18 protein-coding genes are annotated in these 15,885 nt (G+C 41.9%); 4 read left to right on the top strand and 14 right to left on the bottom strand.

Features of this window, described 5'->3' with window-relative positions; genetic code table 11:
• Window positions 1-94: 94 nt before the first annotated feature.
• The 4 genes from hpf to HNR41_RS01040 are packed head-to-tail and all read right to left on the bottom strand — an operon-like array spanning window position 95 to window position 3,557.
• Complete coding sequence (hpf, locus tag HNR41_RS01055; RefSeq protein ID WP_221432832.1) at window positions 95-655, bottom strand: ribosome hibernation-promoting factor, HPF/YfiA family; 561 nt, start codon at window positions 653-655, stop codon at window positions 95-97.
• A 44-nt stretch (window positions 656-699) separates the two neighbouring features.
• On the bottom strand, window positions 700-1,383 hold the full coding sequence (locus HNR41_RS01050; protein WP_184280875.1) for a ComF family protein: 684 nt from the start codon (window positions 1,381-1,383) through the stop codon (window positions 700-702).
• Window positions 1,380-2,624, bottom strand: coding sequence for a DEAD/DEAH box helicase family protein (locus tag HNR41_RS01045; protein ID WP_184280873.1), 1,245 nt, complete (start codon window positions 2,622-2,624; stop codon window positions 1,380-1,382). Before HNR41_RS01045 ends, HNR41_RS01050 begins: the two co-directional genes overlap by 4 nt.
• Window positions 2,625-2,684: 60 nt before the next feature.
• On the bottom strand, window positions 2,685-3,557 hold the full coding sequence (locus tag HNR41_RS01040; protein ID WP_184280871.1) for a fatty acid kinase binding subunit FakB: 873 nt from the start codon (window positions 3,555-3,557) through the stop codon (window positions 2,685-2,687).
• 77 nt (window positions 3,558-3,634) lie between these two features.
• On the opposite strand from HNR41_RS01040, the gene HNR41_RS01035 reads away from it, so the two are divergent.
• Window positions 3,635-4,264, top strand: a complete 630-nt coding sequence (locus HNR41_RS01035) for a YigZ family protein (protein ID WP_184280869.1) — start codon at window positions 3,635-3,637, stop codon at window positions 4,262-4,264.
• Here HNR41_RS01035 and HNR41_RS01030 read toward each other — a convergent pair whose 3' ends face one another.
• Entirely contained in the window at window positions 4,265-5,314 is a 1,050-nt protein-coding gene (locus HNR41_RS01030) for a glycosyltransferase family 4 protein (protein ID WP_184280867.1), read from the bottom strand.
• Between the two features lie 144 nt (window positions 5,315-5,458).
• Here HNR41_RS01030 and HNR41_RS01025 point away from each other — a divergent pair, with 144 nt between their 5' ends.
• Complete coding sequence (locus HNR41_RS01025; protein ID WP_184280866.1) at window positions 5,459-6,508, top strand: GGDEF domain-containing protein; 1,050 nt, start codon at window positions 5,459-5,461, stop codon at window positions 6,506-6,508.
• A gap of 27 nt (window positions 6,509-6,535) precedes the next feature.
• Here the strand turns inward: HNR41_RS01025 and ytxJ are convergent, their stop codons facing one another.
• The gene (ytxJ, locus tag HNR41_RS01020; RefSeq protein WP_035807495.1) at window positions 6,536-6,856 is read right to left on the bottom strand and encodes a bacillithiol system redox-active protein YtxJ; all 321 of its coding nucleotides are present in this window, start codon (window positions 6,854-6,856) and stop codon (window positions 6,536-6,538) included.
• A 106-nt stretch (window positions 6,857-6,962) separates the two neighbouring features.
• Here ytxJ and HNR41_RS01015 point away from each other — a divergent pair, with 106 nt between their 5' ends.
• On the top strand, window positions 6,963-7,214 hold the full coding sequence (locus HNR41_RS01015) for a hypothetical protein (RefSeq protein ID WP_184280863.1): 252 nt from the start codon (window positions 6,963-6,965) through the stop codon (window positions 7,212-7,214).
• Window positions 7,215-7,219: 5 nt separating this feature from the next.
• Here HNR41_RS01015 and HNR41_RS01010 read toward each other — a convergent pair whose 3' ends face one another.
• Window positions 7,220-8,116 carry an EMYY motif lipoprotein gene (locus HNR41_RS01010; RefSeq protein ID WP_184280861.1) on the bottom strand — a complete coding sequence of 299 codons (897 nt, stop codon included), beginning with the start codon at window positions 8,114-8,116 and terminating at the stop codon, window positions 7,220-7,222.
• Between the two features lie 130 nt (window positions 8,117-8,246).
• On the opposite strand from HNR41_RS01010, the gene murB reads away from it, so the two are divergent.
• Window positions 8,247-9,170 (top strand): UDP-N-acetylmuramate dehydrogenase, encoded by a 924-nt coding sequence (gene murB, locus HNR41_RS01005; protein WP_184280859.1) that lies wholly within the window; start codon window positions 8,247-8,249, stop codon window positions 9,168-9,170.
• A 181-nt stretch (window positions 9,171-9,351) separates the two neighbouring features.
• On the opposite strand, the gene HNR41_RS01000 is transcribed toward murB, so the two are convergent.
• The 7 genes from HNR41_RS01000 to nrdF all read right to left on the bottom strand — a co-directional run bounded on the left by HNR41_RS01000 (window position 9,352) and on the right by nrdF (window position 15,878).
• Window positions 9,352-10,485, bottom strand: coding sequence for a siderophore ABC transporter substrate-binding protein (locus HNR41_RS01000; protein ID WP_184280857.1), 1,134 nt, complete (start codon window positions 10,483-10,485; stop codon window positions 9,352-9,354).
• A gap of 112 nt (window positions 10,486-10,597) precedes the next feature.
• Entirely contained in the window at window positions 10,598-11,413 is an 816-nt protein-coding gene (locus HNR41_RS00995; RefSeq protein WP_184280855.1) for an iron ABC transporter ATP-binding protein, read from the bottom strand.
• Entirely contained in the window at window positions 11,410-12,363 is a 954-nt protein-coding gene (locus HNR41_RS00990) for an iron chelate uptake ABC transporter family permease subunit (RefSeq protein ID WP_184280853.1), read from the bottom strand. Before HNR41_RS00990 ends, HNR41_RS00995 begins: the two co-directional genes overlap by 4 nt.
• A complete protein-coding gene (locus tag HNR41_RS00985) occupies window positions 12,356-13,321 on the bottom strand; it encodes an ABC transporter permease (protein ID WP_184280851.1) in 966 nt (321 codons plus the stop codon). Before HNR41_RS00985 ends, HNR41_RS00990 begins: the two co-directional genes overlap by 8 nt.
• 146 nt (window positions 13,322-13,467) lie before the next feature.
• Window positions 13,468-14,139 carry an SDR family NAD(P)-dependent oxidoreductase gene (locus tag HNR41_RS00980; protein ID WP_184280849.1) on the bottom strand — a complete coding sequence of 224 codons (672 nt, stop codon included), beginning with the start codon at window positions 14,137-14,139 and terminating at the stop codon, window positions 13,468-13,470.
• A gap of 46 nt (window positions 14,140-14,185) precedes the next feature.
• Window positions 14,186-14,596 (bottom strand): FixH family protein, encoded by a 411-nt coding sequence (locus HNR41_RS00975; RefSeq protein ID WP_184280847.1) that lies wholly within the window; start codon window positions 14,594-14,596, stop codon window positions 14,186-14,188.
• A gap of 313 nt (window positions 14,597-14,909) precedes the next feature.
• A complete protein-coding gene (gene nrdF, locus HNR41_RS00970) occupies window positions 14,910-15,878 on the bottom strand; it encodes a class 1b ribonucleoside-diphosphate reductase subunit beta (protein ID WP_184280845.1) in 969 nt (322 codons plus the stop codon).
• Window positions 15,879-15,885 lie beyond the last annotated feature (7 nt).

Here is a 15,885-nt window from a genome sequence, read left to right as displayed (position 1 = left end):
TTTTACCATCATTATATAGGAAAATAAAATATGTGACATTAAAAAACCCCGAAGGCGGATAAACCGCCGTCAGGGCTTCATGAATTTTCATTAATTAGTTTGTTTCAATTAGACCGTATTTACCGTCTTTACGTCGGTAAACAATACTTGTACCGTCAGTTTCTCTATCATTAAATACAAAGAAGTCGTGGCCGAGCATGTTCATTTGCAATACCGCTTCTTCTGAATCCATCGGTTTTAACGTGAATTCCTTAGAACGGAAAATTGCAATATCGTCATTGCTATCATTTTCTTCCTGTGCACCATTTTCAAAAGCTGATGCATTGAAGAATTCGGCCTCAGGGTCTTTCTCTCTGAATTTGCGGTTGATCTTAGTTTTATGCTTGCGGATTTGTCTTTCCAGCTTGTCGATTACTAAGTCGACTGCAGCATAAAGATCATCGTGTCCTTCCTCAGCACGGAGCGTTAAATCTTTCATAGGAATCGTAATTTCAACTTTACCCCGTTTATTATTACGTACCTTGATGTTTACGTGTGCATGAGTGTTTGGTACATCGTTGAAGTAACGTTCAAGCTTTGCAATCTTATCCTCGATATGTTCGCGGATAGCATCTGTTACCTCAATGTTTTCGCCTCTGATTTCAACTCTAATCATGATGAGCCCTCCTTATAAGTACCTCTGTTTCTAACTTCATTATATCAAATGTGATGCGCTTTTGAAAACGTTAACACATCAATATTCTGAAAATTTAATACTTTTGTCACATTAGCCGCCTGGTGCATCGTAATGCCCGTCGTATAAATGTCATCGGCTATGAGTAATCTCTTACCCGATAAATTCAGATCTCTAACATTTTCAAGCAGATAAAATGGATTTATACTGTTCAGCCGCTCCCGCCGTGTCAGTTCCGACTGCCGCTTCTTCTTTTTTGTCCCGAGCATATCCGTGTATTTAACACCAAGTGCATCCAGTATTGCAGAAGTCTGATTGTAAGTCCGTTCCTTTAAACGTGCTTGTGAAACCGGAATCGGCATCACATAATCGTACTGCTTAAAATTAAAATCGGTTAACAGTGCAATGACTTCTGACAGTGCATAGTCACCGACAAACTTATACCGGTGCAAAAGCAGCTTCATTTCATCATTGTAATCCGTCACTGTATACATTTTATTAATTTCAGGATAAAGGTCATCGAGCGCCCGGCAGTCCCGGCAGACATCTACGGCTTTAGTCACAAGCTGATGACACCTGCCGCACCGGTCTCCCGGATATTTAAACATGAGTGCGCTGCGGCAGGCCGAACACAGCGGCTCGTCTTTTTTAAACAGTGACATCAGCGTCTGCTCTTCATTAATTACATGATGGCAGTATAAACATATCATAACGCCGTCCTTCCCTCGTTAAACGCCCTGATTACCTTTAATGTCTTTTTAATGCCCGATGTATTAAACGTTGTCATCAGCCAGATGTTGCCCGTCGGATCCTTAGGCTTCCGGCCGACGCGCCCGCATATCTGTATCAGGCTCGCACTGTCGAAACGGTGCGCGTCGACGACAATAACGTCCAGATATAAAAATGTAACACCCCGCTCCAGAATTGTTGTCGTCAGAAGAATATCGAGCTCACCGTCACGCATCAGCTGCACCTTCTCATAACGTTTTGTATCCCCGCTGTAAACTGACTCCAGCCTTCTATATTTCTCCTGCAGCAGAACAGCCGTCTTTTGCATCATCTTAATATCCGGAAAGAATACGAGCACTTTTCTGTCTGCTTCAGCAATGTCATCCAGCAATGCTTTCAGTTTAAGCGGTATCTTATTTTTCTTTATATATTTTTCTGTGTTGTCCCAGACAATTTTCGGTATCGCGAGATCATGACCGTGATACCTGCGGGCAATCGTCACAATATTATCTTTGCCGGCAAGTATCTTCATTTCAGGTGTCGGTGTTGCCGTCATCAGAATAATCGACGCATCATCTGCTGCCGCACGTTTTACAGTTTCCATTAACAATGGTTCTTCCGGCAGCGGGAACGCATCGACTTCATCGATAATGATCACATCGTAATGATTAATATAATTAAACAGCTGGTGCACTGTACAGACTGTGAACATGTTAGAGAATACCGATTTTACCCCGCTGTACATTAAATCGATGCGTACGCCTTTAAATGCATCTGCCAGTCTTAAGTACACTTCTTTTACCACATCGATGCGCGGTGAAACGAATGCCACGTTCAAGCCGTTATTCCGCGCATACTTAATACCCTGAAAAGTAATCTCGGTCTTGCCGGCACCCGTTACCGCATACAGCAGAAGATTGTGTTTATTTTTAATTGCATCAGCCAGTCTGTCACTCGCTTCTTTCTGAATATCATTCAGCTCAAAGTCCAGCCGGTAATTAATATGCTCCTGCTGACGTATTGTCTGATAACCGTACAGCGGATTAAGTGAATCCGAACGTCCCAGGTTAATGCAGAACAGACAGTACGTAACATCTTTTTGATAGTACGAAGCATAATACTTATAAAACAGCTCTTTATTTTTGTTTCCGCAGCGGAAACAGTAATTATCCTTTACGCCTGCTTCAAACATAATATCCGGCGCACCTTGTTTTAAGATCATAATATTCCCCCCCAATAAAAAAACCGCAGCTTAAATAAGCTGCGGTTTAAAAATATTAAATTATAAGCCTGTAGTATCGACCTTGTAAGTTGTAAAACCGATGCCGAGCGCGCCTTCACCTAAATGTGTAGCAACTACCGGACCGAATTCCTGCAGAATAAATGTAACCTGCGGGAACTTCTCTTCCAGTTCCTGTTTATAGCGTGCCCCCAGTTCAGGCGCATTGCCGTGAATCAGACATGCTGTCAGCTCTTTGCCTTCATGCTTGTCGAATTCAGCCTGCAGCATCTCTTCAATTTTCAGCATCGCTTTTTTCTGCGTTCTGATTTTTTCAATTGCGATAATTTTTCCGTCCTGGAATTCCAGTATCGGTTTAATCTTCAGCAGTCCGCCGATGAATGCCTGGGCATTCGATAAACGGCCGCCTTTTTGCAGATTCGTCAGCGTATCCACTAAGAAGAATGCATTCATGCTGTGCTTCTGTTTCATATCTTCAAGCTCGGCAAGCAGTTCTTCAAGTGATTTCTTCTCCAGATTCTGCGCGGCATATAATGCCATTACACCGAGCGGTGCCGCTGCGATTTCGGAATCGACAACGTGTACGTTGATACCGTCAACACTTACTGCAGCTGCTCTTGCATTCTGGCATGTACCACTGATTTCAGAAGACAGGTGCAGACTGATAACATCTGTGTAGCCGTCACGGTACAGTGACTCCAACAGTAGAATATAGTCTCCGATAGACGGCTGACTTGTTGTCGGCAGCTCATCCATTGCAGCCATTTCTGCATAATACCATTTATTATCAATTTCATTTTCTCTATAAATTTCATCGCCCACTACTACATTCAGCGGGATTGTATATATATTATGTTCAGCTAAAACATTTTCGGGTATATAACTCGTTGAATCTACCACGACCGCAACTTTCATATGCGTCTCCTCCAATTCATCTCGTAACTATTCTACTACATTACGGACATATGATAAACTATTATAGAGGTGTTTTTATGGAACAAAAATACATGAATCACAAAAGTGCGGAAACTGAAATCGTTATTAAAAAGTCCCGGTTTTTATCATTTATAAAGCGGACCGAATCTGAAGAAGAAGCGAAGGCATTTATCGCGGAAATAAAGAAGGAACATAAAGCGGCAACGCATAACTGCAGCGCCTACATCGTCGGCAGAAGTGCGCTCATTCAAAAAGCAGATGATGACGGTGAACCGCAGGGTACAGCAGGCGTTCCGATTCTTGAAGTTTTGAAAAAAGAAGAACTCTATAACGTCGCAGTCGTTGTGACGCGTTACTTCGGCGGTATTAAACTTGGTGCCGGCGGATTAATCCGTGCATATTCCCAGGGTGCTTCAAGCGCTGTGCAGGAAGCAGGGAAAGCTGTTGAAGTCCCGGTAGTACCGCTGACAGTGACACTCGACTATACCTTCACAAGCAAGTTCGAGCATTTCCTAGGTACGACGGATGTATCGATTGTGTCGCAGGATTACACTGATAAAGTCAGCTATCTCCTTCATATAAAAGAAGAAGGTGTCGACGATATCGTCAACACCCTGAAAGAAATTACCAGCAACAGTTTCGAATATGAAGCAGGCGATATTATTATCGCGGAAGAAACAGTCTGATTATGGAATTTTATTAAATATTTTCTGGAACAGATTCAAAACAGGCCTGCGGTTTGAACCGATCAGGTTCGTCGCTTCGACGACCATGTTCATCGTAAACAGTAAGAGCAGGCCGATAATAACGGCACCCGGTACTGTTGCAAGATACATAATCACGCCGCCGATTGCAAACAGCAGTGCAATGAAGTAAATCAGCACGACAGTCTCCCTGTGGGAAAATCCGAGCTGCTGCACTCTGTGATGCAGGTGGTTTTTATCTGCCCGCATAACTGAGACGCCTTCCCTGTACCGCCGTATTGCGGCAAAGAAAATATCCATGAATGGCACACCGAGTATAATAATCGGGAAGAACAGCGAAATAAACGTAATGTTCTTAAAGCCGATAATCGACAGTACACCGATAATATAACCGAGCATCATCGCACCGTTATCACCGAGAAATGTTTTTGCAGGATGAAAGTTGTACGGCAGAAATCCGAGACATGCGCCGAGCAGGATGACGCAGAGCATCATTACGAATATGTTCTGCTGGAATATCGTTATCACTGCGATACTCGCCAGTGCAATAATGACTACTCCGGTCGCAAGACCGTCGAGTCCGTCAATCAGGTTGATTGCGTTAATAATCGCGGCAAGCCAAATAACAGTGACCAGTATTGAAAAAACGCCAAAGTTAATTTCAACACCGAACGGCGTAATCGTATCGATTACGATACCGTATGAAATCGGTACGGCAATAGCGACAAGCTGTCCGAGAAACTTAATAAACGGCTTCAGGTCATACTTGTCATCGATAACACCAATCAGGCAGATCACAAATGCACCGATAATAATCGGTTTATATTCAGTTTCGACCGGCTGGGCAAACAGCGTTACGATTGTAAAGCTGATCAGTATTGCCACGCCGCCGAGGTATGGCATCGGCACTTTATGCACTTTGCGGTAGTTCGGATAGTCTACAAACCCGAAACGTTTCGCAATATATATAAAAAGCGGCACGATTAGTAAAGATATCGCGAACGATATACATAAAATTAATAAAGTATACATATTCTCACCCGTATTTTTAATCCAATTAAATATACCATATCCGGTATAAAATGTTTCCTTTTTAAATAATCCAATGATAATTTTCCTAAATGTTTAAATCATTGTATAATGAAGACAATAATTCATCCGGTCAGGAGGCGCGTTATGTTTATTGATTTTCTGTTAAATATCGCATTAATTATTAGCGGTATATACCTCTTTTACCGTATTCAGTTTTTCGAAGAAAAAAAGATTGTGGAAACCGGTTTATTTCAGTCGCTTTTAATGACAACATTATCAATTTTATCGCTGCTTGTGCCTATCGGCACATCACAGGGCGAATTCGCATTGTTCTTTATTCCGCTGTTAATACTTGCGGCATATAATACATTTTACTACGGGCTGATGTCAGCTGCCGTCGTATATTTTTTCTATCATTTTATTTTTGACCACAGTATCGCACCGTATCTGGTGTTTATCGTACTCTATATGCTGTTTCTGATGATTGTACCGTTCATGCGCAAAATTACGCATGCAAATTTAGTTGTGACGAACATCATCTTCACTTCTTTATATATGATCATTCTGAACCAATTCTTCTACAATATATCATTAATGACGGGTATAATACTACTCGTTACAACATCGCTGATTATATTTGTTGCACATATGATGTACGAAGATATCAACGCGATATACAGATTGAACAAACGCATCGATGATGATGAGTTTATCGATCACCTGACGCAGCTCGGCAACGTGAAGCTGCTCGACAAAATGGTTGACGACCATTTTGAAAATGATGATTCACTGAGTCTCCTGTTAATTGATATCGACAGTTTTAAATCGTATAACGATAAGCACAGCTATGACTCAGGCGATAAAATCATCAGCCAGATGGCATCATTATTAAAAAATTATGTCCCGACCGGCGGTCACCTGTTCCGCAACAGCGGTGAGGAATTTGCCATGGTCATTCCAAATCTGTCATTCGATAAAACTGTCCGTCTCGGCGAAGCAATCCGAAACAGCGTGGAGTATTCCAAGTTCCACGTCAACGAGATTGATACGGTTAACGCAACAGTGTCCATCGGTGTCGGTTATAAAAATACAGCCGGTGCAACGAAACGCGACTTGTTAAAAGAAGCTGAAAGCGCACTGTTTGAAGCGAAAAAACTGGGACAAAACAGAGTAATGTTTGCCCCAATCGGATAATAAAAAAACGAGCGCCTGCTCGTTTTTTTAGTCTTCCACACTCGCCAGAGTGCTTAATGTAATTTTGCTGTGTGAATCATGCCATTTCACTTTTTTTCCTGAGAAATAAAATGCCTGCGGTGATTCATGTTTTATTTCGTAAGTTTCAGAGATATAGTTTGATAGTTCACGGTGGTCCTGGACGATTAAATAATACCCGTCCATGTCTCTTTCATAGTGGAATTTTTGAAATTCTTCAAAAGCCGATGCAGAAATCGGACAAGTGTTACTGTGTTTTAAAAAATAAAATTCATTTTTATCTTTAATTAGATTTTGAAATGCATCTATATTGGTTATTTTAGTTAACATTTCATCACACCTTTCATTAACTTTATATAATTTATCACTTATTTAAAAATATAGCAAATCGCATTAATGACATATGATATAATGCAACTGAACTGGAGGTTTACTTATGACTAAAAAATTAAAGCGCTGGACGTTCCTGGATTCGATTAACGCGATTCTGTTTGTCGTTGTCGTACTGTTCTTTCTAGACTTTCAGGAGAACAGCTTAATGTCCTGGATCCTGCTTGCAGTATTTGCATTCTGGCTCATTACTGTAATTCTCAGAAATGTAATGATTTCGAAGGTCGAAAAAGATCCGCAGCATCCTTTACATAACATGCAGACCGGCAGACAGACTGACGATAATGTAAAAAAATGAGACTCCTAACGAGTCTCATTTTTTTTGCTCTCAAGTTCTTCTTTAAACTGGCTGTCGAGCGTTGATGCTGTTTCGATCAGCGGCAGTACATTCTGAAGCGATACTTCCTGGAGGTTTTCTACAGATACCATAACGTTTTTACGTTCTTCAAAATAAGTCCGGTAATTATAATACATCTCCAGTGAAATCGTGCGTGCACGTGTCGCTTTGCCCGTCGAAATATTTAATGCGTTCAGTGCACTGATATGTTCATCGAGCAGCGGTAAGAGAATATCATTGGCATACTTTTCTTTATCTGCAACACTTTTCTCGTTATGAAACGCTGTCGAATGCTTGTCGAGCTCTTCACTGTTATTATTCAGCACGTCAATCAGCTGGTTAATCTCGTCGATTTCTTCGGCGCTTTCCGCCGATTCGATAATGTTATCGCGCTCTTCCTGATGCGTAATGAACGACTGGCTCAGGGAAACAAGCTGGCCGTTTGAATCAATCGATAATACATATGAGTTTAAAAATGCTGACATCTGCCGGGTAAAGTCCTGCTTAACGCTGACACTTTCGCTTAATGTGCCGTGCATTTCTTTAAGTTCGTCGTTAGTCACTTCGATTTCATCGAGTTCCCCGGTCATACTGTCCGTAATCGGCACGAGGGTTTCATCGACTTCATTTTTTAAATTCTGCAGATATTCAATATCCGCCTCTTCATCTCCGTAATACATCGCCTGGAGTTTACTGAAATCCATATTATTAACATTTTCATTAAATTCATTGTTAAGTCCGGTCAGCTGTCCTGTACTTTCTTCATAAGTATGTAAATCAGCTTCCAGATTATTGTCGCATGCCGCAAGTACAACTACCAGTAACAGGGCAAGCAGACGTAAAATCAGCGATTTGCCATTCATATAAGAACCTCGCTTTATGAATAATTTACTTTCTTTTAATACGGTACATTATATCATAAATTATGTGAGTTTAAATTTTTCCTTATTTAAACTATAATATAAGTAAGTATGATTTGAGAGGACAATTGATTTGAATAACTTACCGCTTGACCAGGAGCTTAAAAAGATACTAACTTCATCAATCGTTAAAGTTGATGAACCATTATATAAATATACTTATACAGAAACAGGCGGCGCGGCGGATATTTACGTTGAAGCCGGCTCTGTTGATGACACGGCAGCTGTGATTAGATTCGCGAAGGAGAATAATCTTCCCGTCACTTATCTCGGCAACGGCTCGAATATTATTATCCGCGACGGTGGGATCCGCGGAATCGTTGTCAGCCTGCTGAACCTTAATAAAATTTCAGTAGACGGTGTGACGCTCGTTGCTGAAAGCGGTGCGGCGATTATCGATGCATCACAGACAGCACTGCAGCATGAGCTGTCAGGGCTTGAATTTGCATGCGGTATTCCAGGCTCGGTCGGCGGTGCTGTATATATGAACGCAGGCGCATACGGCGGAGAAGTTAAAGACTGCCTGAAGCACGTCACTGCAATTAATGAAATGGGCGACTTCGTTACACTGACACTCGATGAACTCGAGCTCGGCTACCGTACGAGCCGCGTTCAGACAGAACATCTCGTTGTTGTGTCAGCAGAATTCGAACTCTCGGACAATAAAAACCATAATGAGATTAAAGCAGTCATGGACGACCTTACTGAAAAGCGTGAGTCAAAACAGCCGCTCGAGTATCCATCATGCGGCAGTGTATTCCAGCGCCCGCCGGGCAACTTCGCAGGCAAGCTGATTCAGGATGCAGGACTGCAGGGTCACCGCATCGGCGGCGTGGAAGTTTCTAAAAAACATGCAGGCTTTATGGTAAATGTCGATGGCGGATCCGCAAGCGACTACGAAGATTTAATCCATCACGTACAGGACACAATCCAGGATGAATTCGGCGTTGTGCTCCACAGGGAAGTCCGCATAATTGGAGACAAACTGGAGAAATAAAATAATTAGATAATCGGGAGCCGGCGAATGGTGCATTCGCCGGTTTTTTGTTCATTCATTTTTGGGGTGTGACAATGACATAATAGAAGTGGTGCCGGGTTTTCAGTTCAATGAATACAGCTAATCCGCAAAAAAAACCGAAAACCCGCAAAGGTTTTCGGTTTTTAATCATATTAAATTATTACTCTGCTGTTGCTGCGTCTACTGCTTCATTAATCTCTTCAACTTGAGCTAATGCAGTTAAGTAACCGCCTGCGTTTAAGTACCAGTTCTGAGGGTTTAATTCATAAACGTTGTCTTCTTCAATTGCGTCAACGCCTGAAGTAACCTCATTTTCCAATACGTCAGATGATGTTGCTTCACCTTCAGATACTGCTGCACCGCGGTCCATTAACAGAATAAGTCCCGGGTTAGTTTCTGCGATGAATTCGAAGCTGATTTCGTTACCGTGTCCGTCTGTTGCTTCTTCTGATTCTTCCTGTTCACCAGCTGATGTGAATCCGAAATCATTGTACAAGAAGTCATAACGTCCGCCGACACCGTGGAATGATAAGTTTCCGCCGTTAGTCTGAACGAACAGCATTGGTAATTCTGATGCTGCAACTTTCTCGTTAACTTCTGCAAGTTTAGAATCTAAGTCGTCAACCAGTTCCTGTGCTTTATCCTGCACGTCGTACATTTCACCGATAAACATCGTCATTTCTTTAACATCTTCGAAATAGCTTGAGTTGTCTGCAGCAACGTGAATGATTTCAGCGTTTGGAGCAGCTTTTTCAAGTTCACCTACTACGTTTGAGTTAGACTGACGTCCGTGAATCATAATGATTTCAGGGTCAAGTGCTGCCAGTGCTTCATAGTCCGGCTCTTTAAGTCCGCCAAGGTTTACGTAATCTTCTTCTGATTCGTATACGTCTGAGATTGTGCTTCCAAGTGAAGCGTTGTTTTCGCCTTTTGGAAGTCCCATAATATTTTCTTCAAGGCCAAGTGCTGCGAATGTTGATGCGACACCAAGGTCAAATATTACGACTTTGTCGGAGTTCTTAGGAAGCTCTACAGTTTCGTCGATTTGTGTGCCTTGTCCTTCTTCGCCGCGTTCGCCAGTTCCGATTTCGAATTGGTTGTCATAAGCAATTGTGTCAGCAGATTCTTCTTCTGAAGATTCGTCGTCAGCAGTCTCTTCTCCCGCTGATTCCTCTGTTGATGTTTCTTCTGATCCTTCTTCTGTTGATGTATCTTCTTCTGAACCGCCACTGCACGCAGCAAGTACCAGGATTACTGCCATAGTCAGTATTAAGTATAATCTTTTAAATTCCATATCTCTCTGTTCTCCTCTTAATATGTTTTTTTAGCCCCCACTAAAAAAATACTGCGCTACTTACTGAACACATTCGAATACCGAAACCTCACCTCCTTTAATGAACAATGCTTTATGCGTTGCCGATTAAATAGTTTGCTGCAAGTTCTGTCGAATCCCCTTCGATAAGCCCATCGAAGTAGAAACAAATTCTGTGTCCGCAAATTGACTCTATATTAATTTCCATTTCATAGATGCCTTCCAGTACTTCTTTAGTAATTACTTCATTTGCTGTACCGCTGATTGCGATTTTGCCGTCCTTCAGCGCAACGATGTTATCCGAATAACATGATGCAAAGTTAATATCGTGAATTACGATAATAATCGTCTTGTTCTTATCCCGGCACAGTCTGCGTAAGATCTGCATAATCTGCACCGAGTGCTTCATATCCAGGTTGTTCAGCGGTTCATCCAGGAAGATGTATTCCGTATCCTGCGCAATTGTCATTGCAATGTAAGCACGCTGACGCTGACCGCCCGACAGTTCGTCGATGTATCGTTCTTCAAATTCCTTCAGTCCCATATAGCTGATTGCTTCGTCGATGATCGCTTCATCTTCGTCGTTCAATCTGCCTTTTGAATACGGGAAACGTCCGAATGAAATTAACTCTCTCACCGTAATCTTCAGTTCGAGATGATTCGTCTGTTTTAAAATCGTAATCTTCTTCGCGAGTTCACCATGCGGCTGGGTGAAAATGTTGTCGCCTTCTAATAAAACTTCTCCGCTATTTTTATCGAGTAAACGTGTGATCATTGAAATGACTGTACTTTTACCGGCACCGTTCGGTCCGATAAGTGAAGTGATTTTGCCCTTCTCTATGTCAATTGAGACGTCATCTACGACTGTTTTACTGCCGTATTTCTTAGTGATTCCCTTAACACTAATCATGTACGATTCCTCCTAAGCATTAAGTAAATGAAGTATATTCCACCTACTAAATTAATAATAACACTTAATTCAATGTTATTCCCGAATACGAACTGCACGACCATCTGTCCGATGACCAGCGTAATAATACTGATCAATGCTGTACCGAGTAACAGATATGAATGCCTGAATGTTTTAAGGAGTTCGTGTGCCAGGTTGACAACAAGCAGTCCTAAAAACATAATCGGTCCGACGAGCGCTGTTGATACCGAGACAAGCACCGCCACAATAATTAAAAGTGAAGATACTTTGCGGTCATAATTAATGCCTAAGTTTAATGCATGATCACGGCCAAGGGACAGAACGTCCAATGCGTGGAAGTCTTTAAAGACGAATATCAGCATAATAATAACGATAATCCCCGTAATGCCGAGCAGCGATTCATCGATTGCGTTAAACGAACCGAACAGTGTACCCTGCAGAATTGAGAAATCTTCCGGACTGATTAAAATCTGCATGAATGTCGATAAATTCCCGAAGAATGTACCGAGTATAATACCGATTAAAAGCAGCAGGAATATGTTGTTTTTCGTTACTTTAAATAGAAACTTAAAGACAAATAATGTAAACAGCACGAGTACACCCATACTTAAAAAGTAGTTGTACTGCGAATTTAGTAACAGCGGCGAGCTTACGCCCGCTAAAAATACAATTGCTGTCTGAATGAATGTGTATACCGAATCCAGTCCCATAATTGACGGTGTTAAAATTCTGTTCTTAACAATCGTCTGAAAAATGACGGTGGATACGGCAATTGCGACTGCGACAATGACTATTGCGATAACACGCTTAAGTCTCGACGGCAGCTGGTAAAAGTAAATATCCGGATTTAATCCGTAAAGTGTATAAAATGCGAGGAAAGCAATCGAGAGCAATGCCAGCATTATTATCATTTTAGTATTCTTATGCATTTTTAACCCTCCTGAAGATGAGGATTAAGAATATTGCACTGCCGATTGTTGCAATCATCAGTCCGACTGAAATTTCATACGGTGCGATAATAACACGCCCCAGAATATCACAGATCATAACAAAAATTGCACCGGTAACGGCGGTAATGGTTAACGTCCCCTTCAGATGATCCCCCCGGAATATCGAAACGATATTCGGTACAATCAGTCCGAGGAAAGGCAGCATTCCGACTGATACAACAACGATTGCCGTCATTGCAGCAGTTAAAAACAGCCCGATGTTAACAATCAGCTTATAGTTCATGCCAAGGTTCGTCGAGAAATCTTCTCCCATACCTGCAACAGTAAACTGTGAAGCATACAGGAAAACAACGATAAACAGCGGAATACTTATATAAAGAATCTCATATTTACCTGATATCAGTGTTGAAAAGCTCCCGTGCATCCAGCCTGAAATCGCCTGGAGCATGTCTGCACGAAGTGCCAGAAATGTCGAGACACTCGCGACAACTCCGCCGAGCATCATCCCGATAAGCGGTACAAATATTACATCTTTAAATTTAATACGCGTAATTATGCTCATGAACAGCATTGTTCCGAACAGTGCCAGTGCGACGGCAAAAAATAGTCTGCCCATCATGCTGATCGCCGGGAAAAAGATTAATCCCAGTAAAATACCAAGCTGTGCCCATTCTGTCGTTCCTGCTGTTGTTGGAGATACGAACTTGTTGCGTGTCAGCTGCTGCATTACGAGCCCGCATACTGCGAGCGATGCACCTGCGATGATGATTGACACTGTCCGCGGCATACGGCTATGTATAAGTATAGACATCTGATTTTCAGTTAAGCTAAAGATATCTGTTATATGTATTTGGCTTACTCCGACAAACATTGAAAGTATTGATAACACTATCAGCAGGAAAAATAATATATCTATCCTAAACAACTTCTGAATCATGTCTTCCCACCTTAATTGAAAATGATTATCATTGATAACCATACATGCATTATACACTCTCAGAATTTGCAATTCAAACTCTTTATGTATATTTATTGCTTATTATAAAAATAAGCTGCCCTTAGGGCAGCTCACCCGGTCCGGTATTAACTGATAATAATTGTTTCTCCGGTCGGTATATCTTTATCGTGACTTAAAATTGCTTTAATTTTCTTAATTGCTTTATGGTTCGCGCGTTCTTCTTCAGTCGTTTTATACGTCGGACGGTAGCTTAGTGCGTACACGTCGACATCCTCGCGGCGGAGTTCCACCGATGTTGAATGTGTCAGCGCTTCAATTGCCCCTGTTACTGTGTAGTACAGGTTACGTTCGAACACTTCTTCAAATGCCGGTTCAATTACGTTTATAATTTTAGCATCGTTCTCAACTTTTAATAGCGGACGCAGCGTGCGGATTCCAAGATACGTTCCCCACACATGCTCGTACATTACGTCGCTGAACTCATTAAAACTGACGTTGTACACTGTTTTATCATCCGTAAAGATTGAATGCACTAAAATAATACCGTTCAGCGAGTCGTAGTTTTCTTCAATCTCATCGACGATATCGAGCCAGTCAATTTCTTTCGACTGCTCAAGCAGAACAATTTTATGTTTGCCCGGTGTACCTTCGAGTGATTCGTATACTTCTTCCAGTTCGCTGTAGTCGAGCCCCGCTAAAATCAGGTTCGCATTATTCCGAGCTAATTCCAGCGCAGTCTCCCTGCCGAGCAAAGTCGCTGCACCCGACACGATATAAGTTTTACTTGTTAGATCCATAATATCCTCCTAGAATTGCCCGTAGTATTACTATAATAATACACTATTATTCAACAGTCACGGATTCTTCAGGCATTGTGTGAAGCTGGAAAGCATCAACGTGAGCAATCACGCTGTATTCGCCCGGCTCTTCGAATGTGTACTCAAATACATATTCGCCGTTTTCAGAGTGTTCCACTTCAACCATTTCCATTGATTCGTCATCTTTCAGTACTTCGAACATTACCTGGTCTGCATCTGTTACATCTTCTTCATTTGAAGTAACGTGTGCAGTAAACTCGGCAGCTTCGCCAGACTGAACGCTTTCAGGCGTTTGTAAATCCACTTCAAGTGATCTGATTTCATCACTTGACGGGCTGTCATGGTTCATATCGTCATGATTCTCTTCTTCTGAACATGCCGCAAGAGTTAACCCTGCAAGCAGCATTACTGATAAAAGACCTGCTTTAATTTTCATTTATGTATCCCCATTTCAAAATTTTTCTCTTCTACTAATCATACATTATTTGAAGGTAACTTTAAATTCATGGTCATGACATTTTTATGACCGGAGTGCAGAGAATGGGAGGCGCTCGGCTGATGACATGCCCGCTTTAAGACCGATAAAGTTCTCACATGCGGTTGAAAGTTATTTGCTGACCGCATGTGAGTCTTTCATCCGGCCGGAACCGGTTTTGTGACCGCATGAGCCTCATTCATTAAGACAAACCGCAATCTGCTGCCTTCTTAAAAAAAACACTCCCCTGATCTGAGGGGAGTGTCCGCATATATTAATCGTTAAATACGAAATCTTCGTCGCGTAATGGTTCCACGTTTAATGCCAGGACATAGCCGTCACCTTTAACACTGAAGAAATCATGGTTTTTAGTCGTCGTATCAAGAGCGTTCTCGATAATCGGGTTAAAGCCTTTTTCTTCAAAGTAAGGTTCGAAGCCTAAGTTAGCAAGCGCCTTGTTTGCATTGTACTGAAGATAGTTCAGCACATCATCTGTCAGACCCAGTTTGTCATACAGACTCTTCGTGTATACAACTTCGTTCTCATACAGATCGTCGAGCAGTTCGTACATCGCTTTGTCTGCACGTGCCTGCTCTTCAGCAGTCAGCTCGCCTTTCATTTCCTGAGCGTCGAGTCCTGTGAATACACCGTGTATTGATTCGTCTAAAAGAATCTTACGGATAATTTCACCGCTCGTCGTCATGCGTCCGTTACCAGCCAGGTACAGCGGGTAGTAGAATCCTGAGTAGAATAAGAACGACTCGAGGAATACCGATGAAACGCGTGCCATATATCTGTCGTAGGCTGACGGGTTTTTATCGAGTAATTTATAATAGTTTGTAACGATTTTGTCTGCTTTATATTTTAACTGTTCATTTTTCATTACCCAGTTATCCAGTAAATCATCTGTTTCTTTAGTCGGCAGCAGCGTCGTAAAGATATGAGAGTATGATTTTGCGTGAACCTGCTCCATCATGCCCATAAATGAATAGACTGCTTTTTTACGCAGATCAGGAGTATGCAGCATAATCAGTGGCATCCCGTCATCTGCCTGGTGTGTATCCAGTCCTGTTAAACCTGCCAGCACCTTCTTAAAAGTATCTTTCTCATCTTCGGACATTCCTGCCCATGAAGATAAATCCTTCGACACTTTAAACTCTGTCTCGACCCACATCTGTGAGATGTTTTGGCGCCAGAAGACATTCGTCATGTCATCTTCTTTATTCCAGTTAACTGCAATCATTGTTTAA

This window comes from Jeotgalicoccus coquinae, assembly GCF_014207425.1.
GTDB classification, from domain to species: Bacteria; Bacillota; Bacilli; order Staphylococcales; family Salinicoccaceae; genus Jeotgalicoccus; species Jeotgalicoccus coquinae.
The sequence above is the reverse complement of the archived record's forward strand: the minus strand, read 5'-3'. Positions and strand labels throughout refer to the sequence as shown.